Here is a 15,833-nt window from a genome sequence, read left to right as displayed (position 1 = left end):
CCCGGCTCGCCCGGCCAATGCAGCCCCGCGAGCCACAGCTCGGCGGCAGGCTCCCCGGCGCCGTCGACTCCCGCGAACGCGTGAACGTCGGTGCCGACCCCCACCCGCGGCCCACGCCCGCCGGTTTCGAACCGTGCGTGAGCCGGCGCGAGGGGCACGATGAGCCCGCGCGCGCGGTCCATGTCGGCCGGCGTCGTGATCTTGAACGAGAGGGCATCACCCGGCACGGTGACGATCGGATGCCCCGCCGCGGCCACGAGCGCCGTGTCGTCCGTGTAGTCCTGCTCGGCGCTCGCATACGACGCAACGAGTATGCCGCGCGGGAAGCCTTGCGGGGTCTGCGCGGCCGCGAGATCAGCACGGTCGACGGCCTCCAGCACGACCTCTCCCCCGACCCGCTTGATGGTGTCGATCACCGGAAGGGTCGGAACGATGCCCGACCCGGTACGGTCGACCGCCTCGACGACTCGCTCGAATACGGCGGGCGGGGTGAGTGCCCGTGCAGCGTCATGCACCAGCACGACCTCGACGTCGGCCCAGAGTGCAGCCAGACCCGCGGCGACCGAGCGCTGCCGGGTTTCGCCCCCGGTGACGACGGAGATTAGATCACGTCGACGACCGCTCTCGAGTGCGGGAGCCTCTTCCGAGGCGGCCAGAGCCTCGGTGAGGGCATCACCCTCACGTCCGGCGGGCGCGACGATCACGACCTGCGCGGGTCCCGCGGCGAGCACACCCCGCAGAGCATGCCGAAGCATCGAGTGTCCATCGATGCCGACGAAGGCTTTCGGTGTTCCCGCGCCAAGGCGCGTGCCCGAACCACCCGCGACGACGATGATTCCGATGCGAGGGGAGGGCGTGATGCTCACGCCGGGAGCCTAGCTTGCGAGGACCTCGTCGAGCACGACGCCCGCACGCTCTTCATCGGTCTTCTCGGCCAACGCGAGCTCGGAGATGAGGATCTGCCGCGCCTTGGCGAGCATCCGCTTCTCACCCGCGGAGAGACCGCGGTCCTGGTCACGACGCCACAGATCGCGAACAACCTCGCTGACCTTGATGACATCGCCGGAAGCGAGCTTCTCGAGGTTCGCCTTGTACCGGCGGGACCAGTTCGTGGGCTCTTCCGTGAACGGTGCGCGCAGCACCTCGAATACCCGATCGAGACCCTCTTTGCCGATGACGTCGCGGACGCCGACCAAGTCGACATTCTCTGCGGGTACCTCGATGACGAGATCACCCTGAGTGACGTTGAGCTTCAGGTATTTCTTGGTCTCGCCCTTGATGACCCGGTCTTTGACTTCGATGATCGTCGCGGCCCCGTGGTGCGGGTAAACGACCGTTTCGCCAACCTCAAAAAGCATGCAGTTATGTCCTTTCGGCAACCTACAGAATACCACAGGCGCCATACGCTAAGGTTCGCCGTGCACGGCGGGCAGCCGCGGTCAAGCGCACCCCCCTAGAATGAGATTGCAACGTCTGCGATCTCCCTGGAGGACCCGTGAAATCCCGTCGGCTCGCGTCTCTGGCCCTGGTGGCCGCCGTTCTGGTGGGAACTTCCGGCTGCACGCTGATCTCGCCGCAGGCGACGCTCATCCCCTATGCGCCGGCAGACGGCGTCAGCGCACACACCGGCGATGTCGCCGTGCGCAACGCGCTCATCGTCTCGGATGACGGAATCGACGGGAACTTCCTCGCCGCCTTCGTGAACGAGAGCACCGACCCCGTGACGCTTCGGGTCGAGTACGGCGAGGGCTCCGCCAAGACGGAACTCACGGTGCGACTAGACGCGAGCGAGGCGATCAGCCTCGGCATGGACGGCGCGAACGACCCGCTGCCGTTCCCCGACATCGACACGATGCCGGGCGCGACCATGCCCGTCTACTTCCAGGCCGGCGACGCCGAGGGATCCCTCGTCGAGGTACCGATCCTCACGGGCGAGACCGACTACCTCACACCCTTCGTTCCCTGAGCGCCCTTTCCCTGAGCGCCCGTTCCCTGAGCGCTCGTTACTCCGACTCGAATCGGTAGCCGAGACCGCGCACGGTCACGAGCATCGTCGGTTCACTCGGCGTCTTCTCGATGCGTGAACGGATGCGCTTGATGTGCACGTCGAGCGTCTTGGTGTCGCCGAAGTAGTCGCTCCCCCATACACGGTCGATCAGCTGACCGCGGGTCAGTACGCGGCCGGCGTTACGCATGAGCACTTCGAGAAGCTCGAATTCTTTCAGCGGCATGCTGATCTCCGAGCCATCCACCGCGACGCTGTGGCGGTCGATGTCGAGGGTCACACGACCACCGGTGAGGACATGCTCGTCGAGATCCACGTCGGGCTCGGCGGTGCGACGAAGAACCGCTCGCATCCGGGCGAGCAGCTCGCGCGCGGAGTACGGCTTCGTGACGTAATCGTCTGCCCCGAGCTCCAGTCCCACGACGATGTCCACTTCCGAGTCCTTCGCCGTGACCATGACGATCGGTACCGCCGATGTCTGACGGATGCGTCGGCACACCTCGGTCCCCGACATTCCGGGCAGCATGAGATCGAGCAGGACGATGTCGCATCCGCGCTCTTCGAATGCGGCAACGGCCGCGGGGCCGTCTTCCGCGATCTCGACTTCATACCCCTCGCGGCGCAGCAGGTAGGCCAATGGTTCGGCCAGATCGGGTTCGTCTTCGACGATGAGGACCCGGGTCATGTCTTCTTCTCTCCCTCAGGGGCGCGTTCGGCGCTCACGGCGCTTCGGCGTTTCTTCGTGGTGTCGTTCGCCTTGCGACGATTGCTCGACTCGCCCGCTTTGCGGCGACGGCGAGGCTTCTCGTTCTCTTCGGGAGCCGACGCGCGCGGCAGACGGATGGTGAACGTCGAGCCGCGTCCCGGCTGCGACCACACGCGGACTTCCCCGCCATGTCGCTGCACGGCGTGCTTGACGATGGCGAGACCCAGGCCCGTGCCGCCCGTGCGACGAGAGCGCGCTCCGTCGGCACGGTAGAAGCGCTCGAAGATGCGCTGCTGATCGGCCTCGACGATCCCGATTCCCTGATCGGTGACGGCGATCTCGACGACCTTGTCTTCCACGCGCACGCCGACGCCGACGCGTCCCCCCTTCGGGGAATACGCGACCGCGTTGGCGATCAGGTTGCTGACAGCCTCGATCAACATCGTCGGGTCACCCCGGACGATCGCGCCCCGGTCGCCGCCGCGCAGCAGTTCTACACCGACCGAATCCGCCTGCACGGCGTTCGACTCGACGGATGCCGCGACAACCTCGTCGATCGAAACGTCGCGCGGTTCCGGCAGCTCGTCCGCGGCTTGCAGTCGGGACAGATCCATGATGCGACTCGTCAGGCGAGACAAGCGGGCCGCTTCGGCCTGCAGTCGCACCGCGAACGCGCGTACCTGCGGCGGGTCGTCGGCGGCGGATTCGATCGCCTCGGCGAGGAGGCTCACGGCACCCACGGGCGTCTTGAGCTCGTGGCTCGTGTTCGCGACGAAGTCGTACCGCATCTGCTCGAGGCGTTCCTGCTCGGTGACGTCATCGACGACGAGCAGGACGTGGGTACCGTCGAGCGACGCCGCCCTCGCCGACACCAGCCGCCCCTCGGTCGCGAGCAACGCGGTACCGCCCGCGGCTCGTCGCATGCGGAAGCGCGCGCTCTCCGCCCCACCGGATGTCCGCGTCGCACGGACGAGAACGCGCAGGTCTTCGACACTGATCACCTCACCCGCCGACATGCCGAACCCCGGCGCCGCGGGTGATGCCGCAACGACGGTCAGCGAGGCATCCACGACGGATGCGGCACCTTCCATGGCGTCGAGCACCTGCAACACACCGGAGGGTACGCTCACGGCCGCCTCGGCCTCGGCACGCTCCGCCGCCCGCAACGCTGCGAAGACGAGAGTCGATACTCCGAGACCTATCACCGCTCCCGCCAGTAACGCGAGGAGCGCGATCTGCACCGGGTCCATGAGACCCAGCGTAGGGTCACGCGCCGCGAACGGCCGACCGGAGCCGCAGAGGCACGGTGTCGGCCCGGGTACTATTCACCCGAGCGGCACCATCCGTTAACCTTCGGCGGAGATGATCGCGGAGGTCGCGGGCGCCGTGTCCGACCGACCGGGAAAGGGACCAGCACCGTGCGCGAAGTCTTCCATCAGTCCCTCGAGGACGTCCAGGGACGCCTCGTCGAGATCTCCGAGCTCGTCGCCATCGCGATCGAGAAGGCCACGCAGGCGTTCGGCTCGAGCGACGTTTCGCTCGCCGAAGAGGTCATCGACGCCGACAGCATCATCGACGACAAGGCCGTGGCTCTCGACGAGCTCGCCATCGAGATCCTCGCCCGCCAGCAGCCGGTCGCTCGCGACCTGCGCATCGTCGTGAGCGCGCTGCGGATGTCTGCGTCGCTCGAGCGCATGGGCGACATCGCCGAGCACATCGCTCAGCTGACCCGCTACCGCTTCCCCGAGCGCGCGATCCCCAAAGGCCTGAAGAGCACCTTCACGAGCATGGGACAGATCGACGTGCAGATGGCTCGGAAGCTCACCGACCTCCTGCGCACGCAGGACATCGCGGTCGCTGAAGAGATCCGTAACCTCGATGACCAGCTCGACGACCTGCACGTCTCGGTCTTCGAGAAGGTGCTCGGCGAGAACTGGCAGGGCGAGGCCATGGCGACGGTCGATGCGACCCTCGCGAGCCGCTACCACGAGCGTTTCGGCGACCACGCCGAGTCGGTTGCGAAGAAGGTCGTCTATCTCGCAACGGGCGACTGGTCGGACGCTACGGGCGTCACCGTCGCCTAGCTTCGACACCGAAGAAGGGACCGGATGCCTCGGCATCCGGTCCCTTCTTCGTTTCGCGGGTTCGGTTACTTCTTGCCCTGCGCGGCGACGGCAGCGGCTCCGGCCGCGGCGGCGTCGGGGTCGAGGTACTCGCCCGGTCCGAGGGGCAGCAGGTCTTCGCCGAGGCGGTAGACGAGCGGAATGCCGGTCGGGATGTTGAGCTCCGAGATGTCGTCGTCGCTGATGCCCTCGAGGTGCTTCACGAGCCCGCGCAGCGAGTTACCGTGTGCCGTGACGAGCACGGTCTTGCCTGCACGCAGGTCGGGGACGATGCCGCTCTCCCAATACGGGAGCATGCGGTCGATCACGAGCTTGAGCGATTCGGTGCGCGGGATCTCACCGTCGATGCCGATGTAGCGCGGGTCTGACACCTGGCTGAACTCGTCGTCGTCGGCGATCTCGGGCGGCGGCACATCGAATGAGCGACGCCACAGCATGAACTGCTCCGGGCCGAATTCGGCGAGGGTCTGCGCCTTGTCCTTACCCTGCAGCGCGCCGTAGTGGCGCTCGTTGAGGCGCCAGGTGCGGGTCACGGGGATCCACAGCCGATCGGCCGCATCGAGCGCGATGTTGGCGGTCTGAATCGCACGGCTGAGCACCGAGGTGTGCAGCACGTCGGGCAGCAGTCCCGCTTCGGCGAGGAGCTCGCCGCCGCGCTTGGCCTCGGCCTTGCCGAGTTCTGTCAGGCGCACATCGACCCAACCGGTGAAGAGGTTCAGCTCGTTCCACTCGCTCTGGCCGTGGCGGAGCAGGATCAACGTATAAGGCTCGGTCATGCGCCCATGATATCGACGCCAGGTGACGCTCACTCCCTGCTTCGTGGAGGCCTTCCCGACTTCGTGGAGGCATTCCCGACATCATGGAGGGATGACCGCGCAGCACCCGCCCGCACGCCGTCCTTCCGCGGGTCGCCCCGTCGGGCAGGCGACACGCGGGACGACGGGCACGAACAGGCTGCGACGCAACGACCGATATCTTGCCGGTCTGCCGGCGCTCCGCCGGACCGATGATCCGCTCGTCGTGGATCTGGGATTCGGCGCGAGCGCCGTCACGGCGCTGGAACTCTGGACGCGTCTGGCGCGCGTCCGCCCCGATGTCGAGGTCATCGGCGTCGAGATCGATCCCGAGCGCGTGGCGCGTGCGCGTGAACAGCTCGCCGCGGTCCGTACGGGTACGACACCGTTCGCCCCTGACGCAAGGGTCCGGTTCGAGCCCGGCGGCTTCGAACTCCCCCTCCCCGGCGGACGCAGACCCGCCCTCGTTCGCGCGATGAACGTGCTGCGCCAGTACGAAGAAGGGCAGGTCCCGGATGCCTGGGCCCTGACATCCGCTCGGCTCCAACCCACGGGTGCGCTCATCGAAGGCACCTGCGATGAGGTCGGTCGTGTCTGTTCCTGGGTCGATGTCGATCCAGGCGGCGAGCCGGTGCGCTTGACCATCGCGCTGCGGCTCACCGACCTCGATCTGCCCTCGATCGTCGCCGAGCGGCTCCCGAAGGCGCTCATCCACCGCAATGTCCCCGGCGAGCGCGTACACGCCGTGCTGTCTGCGCTCGACACGGCGTGGACTCGTGCCGCTCCCCTGGGCGTCTTCAGCGCGCAGCAACGCTGGATCGCCGTCGTCGAAGCGCTGCGTGCAACGGGTGTGCCGGTGCTCGGCGGACGCACCCGTTGGCGGCTGGGGGAACTGACCCTGCCGTGGTCGGCCGTCGCCCCCGGCTGATCGGCGAGGTCAGATCTGCGAGGTCTGACCTGCGAGGTCAGAGACGCGGGATCGCGGCTCGTGCCTGATCGGCGGGCATACCCGCGCCGATCAGAAGATCGACGACGAACGGACGCAGCGCCGCGATGAGGTTCTGATCGCCGAAGCCTGCGCCCGGCACCACTTCGGTGGGATCGAGATGGTGCGCGATGCCGGTGAGGGCCTCTTGCGCAACGGGCTCGAGTGAGATGTCTGCCAGCGATTGCTCGACGAGCGACGCCCCGCGGCCGAGGGAGAGCACAAGATCTGCGGCGACGGGACGCGGGATGCCGTCGTCCACGAGGTATGCCGTCCGTCGCGCGACGACACGCAGGTTGCGGGTCGCAAGGTCCATGGCGGCCAGCACGCGCTCGGCGCGCGCCAACTCTTCCCGGCTGGTCCACAGCCACGGCGAGATGCGTGCGATGGCCACGGATGAATCGAGGGTCTCGCGCCACGCCCGAACGAGAGGATCGAGCGCGCGCGCCTTCTGCAGCCCGCGTTCGGCACGGGCCCGGTCGCCCTGGCGCAGCGCGACCGCAAGGCTCATCACGGCGCCGTCGAACGCGCGGAAAAGCGTCGCAGTATCCCGGCGCGCTTCCCCACGCGGGCTGCGCGGGATCAACGCCGTCGCCAACAGGGCCGCCACTCCCCCGACGACGCCGTCGAGCATGCGCGAGAACGGCACGCTCGTCGAGGCGGGGATGATCAGCACGATGAGGGACTGGATCGCGGCGGCGATCGCGAAACTCGCCTGGGGCGAGAGGAATCGTGCGACCACGAGGGTAAGTGCCAGGGCGAGTCCCACCTGCCACCATCCCCGTCCCGCGACAAGCAGCAGGACCTCGGCGATCAGAATGCCGAGGATCATCCCGATGACCGTCTCGAGAACGCGACGAGGGCGGGCATCGCGCACGAGTCCCAGGCTCGCGACGGTCACCGTCCCGGCGAGCAGCGGGGTCTGATGCCCGACGACGAAATAAGCGAACGCGTACGCGGCCGTCGCCGCGACGACGATCTGGATGATCGGCAACGCCGCGTTCTGGACACGGCGTGCGCCCGGTCGCGGGTCGAAGCGATCACGCAACCGCACGGGTATGGCGGTCGTGATGGGCGGGAGCGGCTCGGGCTCTGGAACGCCCGAACCGGAACGACCGGGGCCGTCGGTCACGCGCGGGCGCGCGCCGAAAGCCGCGGCAGGCGCGGGACGGATGCCTCGGCTCCCGCTCCCGGCGGGACGATGACCTCCTGCGCCGCAATGACGGTCTCGTCGCCCGCCGCGACCGTCAGAGTCGCGTCGATCGGCAGGGTGCGCTTGACAACGGCGAGCGCGATCGGGCCGAGCTCGTGATGGAGGGCCGCCGATGTGACGCGGCCGACCTCCGTGCCGGCCAGCGAAACGGGCGCACCCGGCTCGGGCAGGACCGCATCGCTGCCGTCGAGGTGCAAGAACACCAGACGGCGCGGCGGATGGCCGAGGTTGTGAACCTTCGCGACGGTTTCCTGCCCTCGATAACAGCCCTTGTCGAGATGCACGGCCGAGCGCAACCAGTCGAGTTCGTGCGGCAGCGTCCGCTCATCGACCTCGTTCGCGCGGCGGGGTCGCCACGCCGCGATGCGGAGCGCTTCGGCGGCGATCAACCCGGCGGCATCGACGTCCGCGGAGCGGCGGATCGCGGCGGCGATGTCAGCGGCAGCATCCGTCGTCACGATTGTTTGGCGCCAGTTCCAGTCGGCACCGGGATGCGGGCCCGCGGCGTACTGGTGTCCTCCTACGGCGACGTGCGACCACGGGTCGATCCACACGAGCGACACACCCGCGGGCGCGTGCACGCGGGGCGTGATCAGGGCCTCGGCCGTACCACCACCGAACGAGCCGAGCACGGTCAGATCGGCTTCGCGGGTCACGACGACCTGCGCGCGGAACACCATTCTCTTCAGCCAGGTTGCGAGCGCTTCGGCGCTGGCAGTATCGGCCATGAGCCACGTGGTCACGCCGTCGTCCAGGACGGATGCCGCATGCTCCACGTGCCCGTGCGGATCAAGGATGAGCAGCTCAGTCGCGCGGCCTGGCTCGAGGCGCGCCAGGTGCTGCGAGGTGATCGAGTCGAGCCAGGTCAGCCGGTCGGCCCCCGTCACCGACAGGACGACACGGTCGCCGAGGTGGACGATCGCGCGTCCCTCGGCGAGCAGTCGCTGCTCACGCAGGAAGGTGCCGAAGTGCAGTGGCGCTCCGCCTGATTCGGTGGCGGCCGACTCGTCGGTGACGGCGCCCGGGAGCGCGGCGAACGCAGAGGTCATCAGTCGGCCTTCGCGAGACGTGCGGACGCATGGCTGCGTAGTTCGGTGCCGAGCGCGGCGATGTCCCACGCCCAGAGCAGGTGGCCGTCCACGAGTCCGTACAACCGCGTCGCGGCGGCGTAGTGCTTCGCACCCAAGGGGCGCACCACGGCATCCGTCGCAAGATCGATCCGAGGTCCTGTCACATGTCCCAGGTACAGCTCGGAGATACCGTCCGAGTGGACGATCGCGGCCTCGATCTCGAAGCCGCCCTCGGCGACGCGCAACGCCTCGACGTCGTCGACGGTTCGCGGCGGCGCAGGCGAGAGAGCAGGAAGCAGACCGGGACCGGCATCGGCGTCACCGAGGGGGCGGGCGAGACGCCAGTACCCCGTTTCGGCGACCAGTTGCACCCCGGTCCCCTCGTCCGAGGACATCCACGCGGTTGCGGAGTAATTGAGGTAATCGCCGCCGTCGTGGCTGAAACTCACACGATGGGCGAACTCACCCGCGTAGCGATGACCTGCCGCCTCATAGTCGATCACACCGGTTCCCTCCCACACCCCGACCAACCACGAGAGCGGTACGAGGTCGGCGGGTAGGTCTGTCGGCAGATCGATCACGGTCGGGCCGCTCAGCGCTGGCCGCGATAGAGGTTGACGATCACCACGCCCGAAACGAACGCGATCGCCAGGGATGCCAGAGCGAGGAGACCCACGAAGAAGATCTCAAGAGCGAGGAGGTCCATGCTCATACTCTAGCCCGCCGGGGCGCACCGGGATCAGCCCGGAAGACCCGTCAGCCGGGAATGATCGTGGCGACGCCGACGGCGACGGAGACGACTCCGAGTGCGACGAGAGCCCCGAGCACACTCGCCGCGACGCGCCGGATGAAGCCGGTCGAGCGCCCATACGCGAGCTGCACGCCGAAAGAGAGGAGCAGGCTCGCCGCCAGCGCGAGGACGAACCATTGCGCCTGATATGCCGCGGGCACGAAGATCGCCACCGCGACACCGCCGAGAAGCGCCGCGATCCAGATCGCAGCGATACCGCCGACGCTCGAGCGGGGAGCGAGTTCGGGTGCGGACATGCCTTCATCTTCCCTCACCGAGGCGGCCCGCGCGAGCTCGAAACGACCGGCGCGCGGTCCCATTCCCGCGGGCGGCGTAAGATGGGGGGCCACGACGGCCCTGGGGGCGTCGCCGAGAGGAAACGCGTGGCCCAACTGCTCGTCCTGAGTTCCGCACACGGCAGCGGTCCTGTTCTGCCGTCCCTCGAACTCTTGAGCCATCGTGTTCGGCAGATCCCGGCCGAGCCCGCACAGCTCGTCAACGCACCGAGCGCTGACGTCATCTTCGTCGATGCCAGAACCGACCTCGTCGGCGCGAAGTCCCTCTGCAAGATCCTCAACACGACCGGTCTCGACGCGCCTCTCATGCTCGTCGTCACGGAGGGTGGGCTGACCGCGGTCAGCACCGACTGGGGTGTGGATGATGTGATCCTCGTCAGCGCCGGGCCCGCAGAGGTCGACGCCCGCGTCCGCCTGGCGATGGGTCGCATGACGCAGGAACAGGTCTCGACACGCATCCAGACATCCGGCATCACGATCGATGAGTCCTCGTACTCGGCGAAGGTCCACGGGAAGCCGCTCGATCTGACCTACAAGGAGTTCCAACTCCTGCACTTCTTCGCCACCCATCCCTCCCGCGTCTTCACACGCGAGCAGTTGCTGAGCGAGGTGTGGGGCTACGACTACTTCGGAGGCACTCGGACCGTCGACGTGCACGTGCGACGCCTGCGCGCCAAGCTCGGCGATCTCGAACAACTCATCGGCACCGTCCGCAACGTGGGATACCGCTTCAACGTGTACGAGGACGATCAGCTTCCCACCGGCAGCGGCCGCAAAGGCTGACTCCCGGGGCCGTCCGGTTTACCCGCTGGACACCTGCGCCCTGCAATGATGGAGCATGCTTGAATCCTCGATCCTGGATGCTGGTCTGGGCGATGCCGACGACGACGATTTTGATGAGGCCGTCGAGGCGTTCGACTCGCAACTTCCCGAGAACAGATACCTCGACCGCGAACTGAGTTGGCTGGCCTTCAACCAGCGCGTTCTCGAACTCGCCGAAGACCCGCTGGTGCCCGTGCTCGAGCGCGCGAACTTCCTGGCGATCTTCGCCAGCAACCTCGATGAGTTCTTCATGGTGCGCGTCGCGGGACTCAAGCGCCGCATCCTCACGGGACTCGCGGTCCCGACGAACGTCGGCCGGTCGCCCACCGAAGTCCTGGCGGACATCTCGGCCGAGGCCTACCGTCTGCAGCTGCGCCACGCCGAGGCATGGCGCTCCGTCGTGCAGCCCGACCTCGCCGCAGCGGGCATCGAGGTCGTGTCGTGGGACTCCCTCGGTGACGACGACCGCGTCACGCTGTACGAGTACTTCCAGACGCAGGTCTTCCCGGTACTCATGCCCCTCGCCGTCGACCCCGCGCATCCGTTCCCCTATATCTCGGGCCTCTCGCTCAACCTGGCCGTGCGCATCCGCAACGCCCGCACCGGCCGTCAGGAGTTCGCACGCCTGAAGGTCCCGCCGATGCTGCCGCGGTTCGTCGAGGTCCCGGGAGCAGCGGGCCCGGGACGCGGACGCTACCTGCCCCTCGAAGACCTGATCTCGAACAACCTCATCGACCTCTTCCCGGGTATGGAGGTCCTCGACCACCACGCCTTCCGCCTCACCCGCAACGAAGACATGACGATCGAAGAGGACGAGAGCGAGAACCTCATCCAGGCGCTCGAGGCGGAGCTGCTGCGACGCCGGTTCGGCCCGCCGATCCGTCTCGAGATCACCGACGATATGGATGAGGTGACGCTCGGTCTGCTGATCCGCGAACTCGACATCACCGAGCAGCAGGTGTTCCGTCTGCACGGCCCCTTGGACCTGCGCGGCCTGTTCGACCTGTCGCGCATCGCGCGGCCCGACCTGCACTACCCGCCCCACGTCCCCACGACGGCGCTGCCTTTCCAGCCTGGCGACAACAACGAGCGGGCCGATATCTTCTCGGCGATCCGCCAGGGCGACGTGCTGGTGCACCACCCGTACGAATCGTTCGCGACGAGCGTGCAGGCGTTCCTCGAGCAGGCGGCGAAAGACCCGCACGTGCTCGCGATCAAGCAGACTCTCTATCGCACCTCGGGTGACAGCCCCATCGTCGAGGCCCTGATCGACGCCGCCGAGGCCGGCAAACAGGTGCTCGCGCTGGTCGAGATCAAGGCGCGCTTCGATGAGGCCGCGAACATCGTCTGGGCCCGCAAGCTCGAAAAGGCGGGCGTACACGTCGTCTACGGCCTGGTCGGGCTGAAGACGCACTGCAAGCTCGCGCTCGTCATCCGCGAAGAGGGCGGCGTGCTGCGTAGCTACAGCCACGTCGGCACCGGCAACTACAACCCGAAGACGAGCCGCATCTACGAAGACTTCGGGCTCTTCACCGCCGACGATCAGGTCGGTCGCGACCTGACGCGCCTGTTCAATGAGCTCTCCGGCTACGCGATCGAGAAGAAGTTCAAGCGCCTGCTCGTCGCGCCGCTGCACCTGCGCAAGGGTCTGCTGCGCCTGATCGACAAGGAGCGCCGCAACGCGCTCGCCGGCAAGCCCGCGAAGATCCGCTTCAAGGTCAACTCGATGGTCGACGAGCAGATCATCGACGCGCTGTACCGCGCGAGCCAGGCCGGCGTCCAGATCGAGATCTGGGTGCGCGGCATCTGTTCGCTCAAGCCCGGCATCGAGGGAGTCAGCGACAACATCACGGTGCGGAGCATCCTGGGCCGCTACCTCGAGCACTCGCGGATCTTCGCGTTCGAGGCGGGTGGAGACCACCAGGTGTACATCGGCAGCGCCGACATGATGCACCGCAACCTCGACCGCCGCGTCGAGGCCCTCGTGCGCGTCGTCGCCCCCGCACACCTCAAGGAACTCGACGATCTGTTCGACCTGGCGATGAGCGACGGCACGAGTTCGTGGTGGCTCGGCCCCGAGGGAGCGTGGACCCGTCACAGCCTGGACGCCGACGGGCGTCCGCTCGTCGACATCCAGGACAAGACGATGCACGACGTCCAGCGCCGCCGACGCGCGCGGGCGGTCCGATGACGGACACCGCCGTTTACGCGGCGGGCGCGGTGATCTGGCGGCTGGTCGAGGGCAAGCTGCACATCCTCGTGATCCACCGCACGGCATACGCCGATGTGACCCTCCCCAAGGGCAAGGTCGATCCCGGCGAGATGCTCGCCGAGACGGCCGTGCGCGAGGTGTTCGAAGAGACCGGCATTCGAGTTGCACTCGGCATCCCGGTGGGCGTTTCGCGCTATCGGATGCCGAACAAACGGCAGAAGATCGTGCACTACTGGTCCGCACAGGCCACGGATGACGCGATCCGCGCTTCGCGATTCGTGCCGAACAAAGAAGTGGCCGCCCTCGAATGGGTGACCCCGAAGCGCGCGCGCACCTACCTCAGCTACCCGGTGGATCTGGAGATCCTGGACGCGTTCTTGAAGTTCGTCGACGACGGCGTGCTCCGGACGTTCCCCCTGATCGTGCTGCGACACGGCAAGGCGGTCAGCCGAGACTCGTGGAGCGGACCGGATGCGCTGCGCCCCCTGACCGCGCGCGGCACCCGCCAGGCCCACGCGATCGTTGGACCGCTCCTCGCGTTCGGAGCCCGCCGGGTGATCTCGTCGGACGCCGTGCGCTGCGTGACGACCGTCACCTCCCTCGCCGCCGCTCTCGGTAAGCCCGTGCGGCGCACGGAACTGATCAGCCAGGACGCGTGGGAGCAGGGGCGTGCAGACATCCGCGCCGTCGTGGGAAAGCGCGTGCGCTCCGGAAAGCCGGCCGTCCTCTGCAGCCACGGTCCGGTGCTGCCCGAGATCATGAGCGAGATCGCCCTCGCGACGGGCACGCTCCGCGGGTCGTACCTCGGCAGCGCCTCGACGCTGGATTTCGCGGCATTCTCGGTCGTCCATCTCTCGGCGACGAATCCCGGATCGGGCATCGTCGCGATCGAAACGCACACCCCCAAGGAGTGAGCGCGCGGCCCGGAAGCACGCTGCTCGCGGGGGTGCGGGTGGCCTGGCAGACGGTCCCGCCCGGGGGGACCCGCCGAGATGTTGCAGACGCCCTGGTCGCGCGCATCGCGACCGCGTCGACGGGCAGTCCGGTCATCGTGGGCCGCCGATGCGAGCGCTGCGGTGCCTCGGATCACGGACGTCCGGTCGTCAGCGGGGCACCGATCCAGGCGAGCGTGTCGTACACGGCCGACGTGGCGGTGGTCGCCGTCGCGGACGCCTGCCGAGTCCTCGCGCTCGGAATCGACGCCGAACGCGGGACCGGGACGAGCGAGGATGGGCTGCGAGGGCTGATCACCGCGGGGAAGCGCACCTCGCTCCGCCGCTGGACGCGCGTCGAGGCGGTGCTGAAGGCCGACGGCCGCGGACTGTCGGTGGAACCGGGGCGCGTGCGGATCGAGCGGTCACTCCACGGAGTCCACGGAAGCATCGCTGGCGACAGCGCAGCACGCGGTGTCACAACGGCACGCGGTGCCCTCGGCATCCGTCCCCGTCTGCTGCGGGTGCGCGGACCGCGGGGCATCGTGATCTCGCTCGCGGTCGCCTCAGTCTGAGACCGGACGGAGGGACGGCAGCCGTGTCTGCGACAGCCAACTCATGAAGAGGTCCGCGAGTGGTGCATCCGCGACCGCCTCCGCGCACACCACGAAATCCTCCGTCGTGGCGAGTCCGTGGCGATGGTCGGCACACCATCGGCGCAGGATCTCGAAGAACGTCACGTCCCCCACCAGCAGGCGAAGGGCGTGGAGCGTCAGCGCGCCACGCTTGTAGACGCGGTCGTCGAACATGAGGTCGGGGCCGGGGTCGGACAGCAGCAGGTCCTGCGGCGATGCCTGCAGCATCGCGTGGTGGAATGCGGCGCACGCCGCGACGGACGGGCCACCGGATGCCTCGGACCAGATCCACTCGGCGTAGCAGGCGAACCCTTCGTTCAACCAGATGTCTCGCCAGTGCGCCAGCCCGACACTGTTGCCGAACCACTGATGGGCGAGTTCGTGCGCGATCAGGCGCTCTTCCGAGCCCTCGAGGTGGTTCGAGCCGAACGTCGCCATTCCCTGCGCCTCGAGCGGGATCTCAAGCGCATCGGCGGTCACGACGACGTCGTAGCGTGCGAAGGGATAGGGACCGAACGCGCGCTGGAAGACCCGCATCATCTCGGGCAGATCCGCGAATGCCGTACGCACGGGAACGGAAAGCGCCCGCGGATGATGCACGGCTCCCGGCACGCCATCGAGGTCGACGATCGTCTCGACATAGTGGCCGATCTGCACCGCGACCAGGTAGGTCGGGGTCGGCGCGGGCTGCTCGAACACCCAGGTCGCGGCGCCACCCGCACGCCCGAACGAGACCCGCTCGCCCGTCGCGACCACGCTGTAAGCGGCATCCGTGGTGACAGCGATTCGATAGGTCGCCTTGTCGTCGGGCCTGTCGTTGCAGGGAAACCACGTCGGCGCGCCCGTCGGCTGCGCCGCGACGAGGGCGCCATCCTCCAGCTCTTCCCATCCGATCGTGCCCCACCGCGACCGGCGCGGCGTCGGCGCCCCGGCGTAGGCGAACTCGACCGAGAACCGCTCGTCGAGCGCGATCGGAGTGCTGGGGGTGACGCGGATCATCCGCGGGCCCTGGCGGTATGCCGTCCGGCGGTCGCCGTCGACGCGCACCTTCGAGGCCTGCAGCCCCACGAGGTCGACCGTGAACGAGCGGATGGGACGCCGGGCCACCGCATTCAGGACAACCCGCCCCACGAGTCGGTTGGTGGACGGCTTGTACGTGATCGCGATGTCGTACGACTCCACGTCGTACGACAGGTCCCCGCTCTGCGGCGCATAGGCGTCGGGCGCCGGCAATTGGGCGCCGGTCATCG

Annotated in this window: 17 protein-coding genes; 7 read left to right on the top strand and 10 right to left on the bottom strand. The window is 68.0% G+C overall.

Annotation, left to right across the window (positions count from 1 at the left end):
• The coding region (gene ispD, locus MIC448_RS07240) for a 2-C-methyl-D-erythritol 4-phosphate cytidylyltransferase (RefSeq protein WP_036297848.1) at positions 1-866 on the bottom strand (866 nt) is incomplete at its 3' end.
• A gap of 9 nt (positions 867-875) precedes the next feature.
• Entirely contained in the window at positions 876-1,358 is a 483-nt protein-coding gene (locus tag MIC448_RS07235) for a CarD family transcriptional regulator (protein ID WP_036297846.1), read from the bottom strand.
• A gap of 137 nt (positions 1,359-1,495) precedes the next feature.
• Between MIC448_RS07235 and MIC448_RS07230 the strand changes: the two genes are divergently transcribed.
• Complete coding sequence (locus MIC448_RS07230; RefSeq protein ID WP_036297844.1) at positions 1,496-1,966, top strand: hypothetical protein; 471 nt, start codon at positions 1,496-1,498, stop codon at positions 1,964-1,966.
• A gap of 37 nt (positions 1,967-2,003) precedes the next feature.
• On the opposite strand, the gene MIC448_RS07225 is transcribed toward MIC448_RS07230, so the two are convergent.
• Together MIC448_RS07225 and MIC448_RS07220 are read right to left on the bottom strand one after the other, a co-directional pair.
• Positions 2,004-2,690, bottom strand: coding sequence for a response regulator transcription factor (locus tag MIC448_RS07225; protein WP_036297842.1), 687 nt, complete (start codon positions 2,688-2,690; stop codon positions 2,004-2,006).
• Positions 2,687-3,961 carry a cell wall metabolism sensor histidine kinase WalK gene (locus MIC448_RS07220; RefSeq protein WP_036297840.1) on the bottom strand — a complete coding sequence of 425 codons (1,275 nt, stop codon included), beginning with the start codon at positions 3,959-3,961 and terminating at the stop codon, positions 2,687-2,689. The genes MIC448_RS07225 and MIC448_RS07220 overlap by 4 nt, the downstream gene beginning before the upstream one ends.
• Positions 3,962-4,129: 168 nt before the next feature.
• Between MIC448_RS07220 and phoU the strand changes: the two genes are divergently transcribed.
• Positions 4,130-4,795 (top strand): phosphate signaling complex protein PhoU, encoded by a 666-nt coding sequence (gene phoU, locus MIC448_RS07215; RefSeq protein WP_036297838.1) that lies wholly within the window; start codon positions 4,130-4,132, stop codon positions 4,793-4,795.
• Positions 4,796-4,860: 65 nt separating this feature from the next.
• Here phoU and MIC448_RS07210 read toward each other — a convergent pair whose 3' ends face one another.
• Positions 4,861-5,610: a phosphoglyceromutase gene (locus MIC448_RS07210; RefSeq protein ID WP_036297836.1), complete on the bottom strand. Its 750-nt coding sequence runs from the start codon at positions 5,608-5,610 to the stop codon at positions 4,861-4,863.
• A gap of 91 nt (positions 5,611-5,701) precedes the next feature.
• Here MIC448_RS07210 and MIC448_RS07205 point away from each other — a divergent pair, with 91 nt between their 5' ends.
• Positions 5,702-6,556 (top strand): class I SAM-dependent methyltransferase, encoded by an 855-nt coding sequence (locus tag MIC448_RS07205; RefSeq protein ID WP_036297833.1) that lies wholly within the window; start codon positions 5,702-5,704, stop codon positions 6,554-6,556.
• Between the two features lie 37 nt (positions 6,557-6,593).
• On the opposite strand, the gene MIC448_RS07200 is transcribed toward MIC448_RS07205, so the two are convergent.
• The 4 genes from MIC448_RS07200 to MIC448_RS07185 all read right to left on the bottom strand — a co-directional run bounded on the left by MIC448_RS07200 (position 6,594) and on the right by MIC448_RS07185 (position 9,943).
• On the bottom strand, positions 6,594-7,745 hold the full coding sequence (locus tag MIC448_RS07200) for an aromatic acid exporter family protein (RefSeq protein WP_243419919.1): 1,152 nt from the start codon (positions 7,743-7,745) through the stop codon (positions 6,594-6,596).
• The gene (locus MIC448_RS07195; protein WP_036297831.1) at positions 7,742-8,875 is read right to left on the bottom strand and encodes a folate-binding protein YgfZ; all 1,134 of its coding nucleotides are present in this window, start codon (positions 8,873-8,875) and stop codon (positions 7,742-7,744) included. The genes MIC448_RS07200 and MIC448_RS07195 overlap by 4 nt, the downstream gene beginning before the upstream one ends.
• Positions 8,875-9,477: an FABP family protein gene (locus tag MIC448_RS07190; protein WP_036297829.1), complete on the bottom strand. Its 603-nt coding sequence runs from the start codon at positions 9,475-9,477 to the stop codon at positions 8,875-8,877. Before MIC448_RS07190 ends, MIC448_RS07195 begins: the two co-directional genes overlap by 1 nt.
• A gap of 175 nt (positions 9,478-9,652) precedes the next feature.
• Complete coding sequence (locus tag MIC448_RS07185) at positions 9,653-9,943, bottom strand: hypothetical protein (protein ID WP_036297857.1); 291 nt, start codon at positions 9,941-9,943, stop codon at positions 9,653-9,655.
• A gap of 126 nt (positions 9,944-10,069) precedes the next feature.
• On the opposite strand from MIC448_RS07185, the gene MIC448_RS07180 reads away from it, so the two are divergent.
• The 4 genes from MIC448_RS07180 to MIC448_RS07165 are packed head-to-tail and all read left to right on the top strand — an operon-like array spanning position 10,070 to position 14,523.
• Positions 10,070-10,765, top strand: a complete 696-nt coding sequence (locus MIC448_RS07180; protein ID WP_036297825.1) for a winged helix-turn-helix domain-containing protein — start codon at positions 10,070-10,072, stop codon at positions 10,763-10,765.
• 55 nt (positions 10,766-10,820) lie between these two features.
• Positions 10,821-12,995 (top strand): RNA degradosome polyphosphate kinase, encoded by a 2,175-nt coding sequence (locus MIC448_RS07175; protein ID WP_036297823.1) that lies wholly within the window; start codon positions 10,821-10,823, stop codon positions 12,993-12,995.
• The gene (locus MIC448_RS07170) at positions 12,992-13,930 is read left to right on the top strand and encodes an NUDIX domain-containing protein (RefSeq protein WP_036297821.1); all 939 of its coding nucleotides are present in this window, start codon (positions 12,992-12,994) and stop codon (positions 13,928-13,930) included. The genes MIC448_RS07175 and MIC448_RS07170 overlap by 4 nt, the downstream gene beginning before the upstream one ends.
• Positions 13,927-14,523, top strand: coding sequence for a hypothetical protein (locus tag MIC448_RS07165; RefSeq protein ID WP_051513297.1), 597 nt, complete (start codon positions 13,927-13,929; stop codon positions 14,521-14,523). The genes MIC448_RS07170 and MIC448_RS07165 overlap by 4 nt, the downstream gene beginning before the upstream one ends.
• Here MIC448_RS07165 and MIC448_RS07160 read toward each other — a convergent pair.
• A complete protein-coding gene (locus tag MIC448_RS07160; protein WP_036297819.1) occupies positions 14,515-15,831 on the bottom strand; it encodes a M1 family metallopeptidase in 1,317 nt (438 codons plus the stop codon). The genes MIC448_RS07165 and MIC448_RS07160 overlap by 9 nt on opposite strands.
• Between the last annotated feature and the right edge of the window lie 2 nt (positions 15,832-15,833).

The organism is Microbacterium sp. C448 (genome assembly GCF_000582705.2).
Lineage (GTDB): Bacteria > Actinomycetota > Actinomycetes > Actinomycetales > Microbacteriaceae > Microbacterium > Microbacterium lacus_A.
Note: the sequence above shows the minus strand (reverse complement) of the source record. Positions and strands in the feature narration are given on the sequence as shown.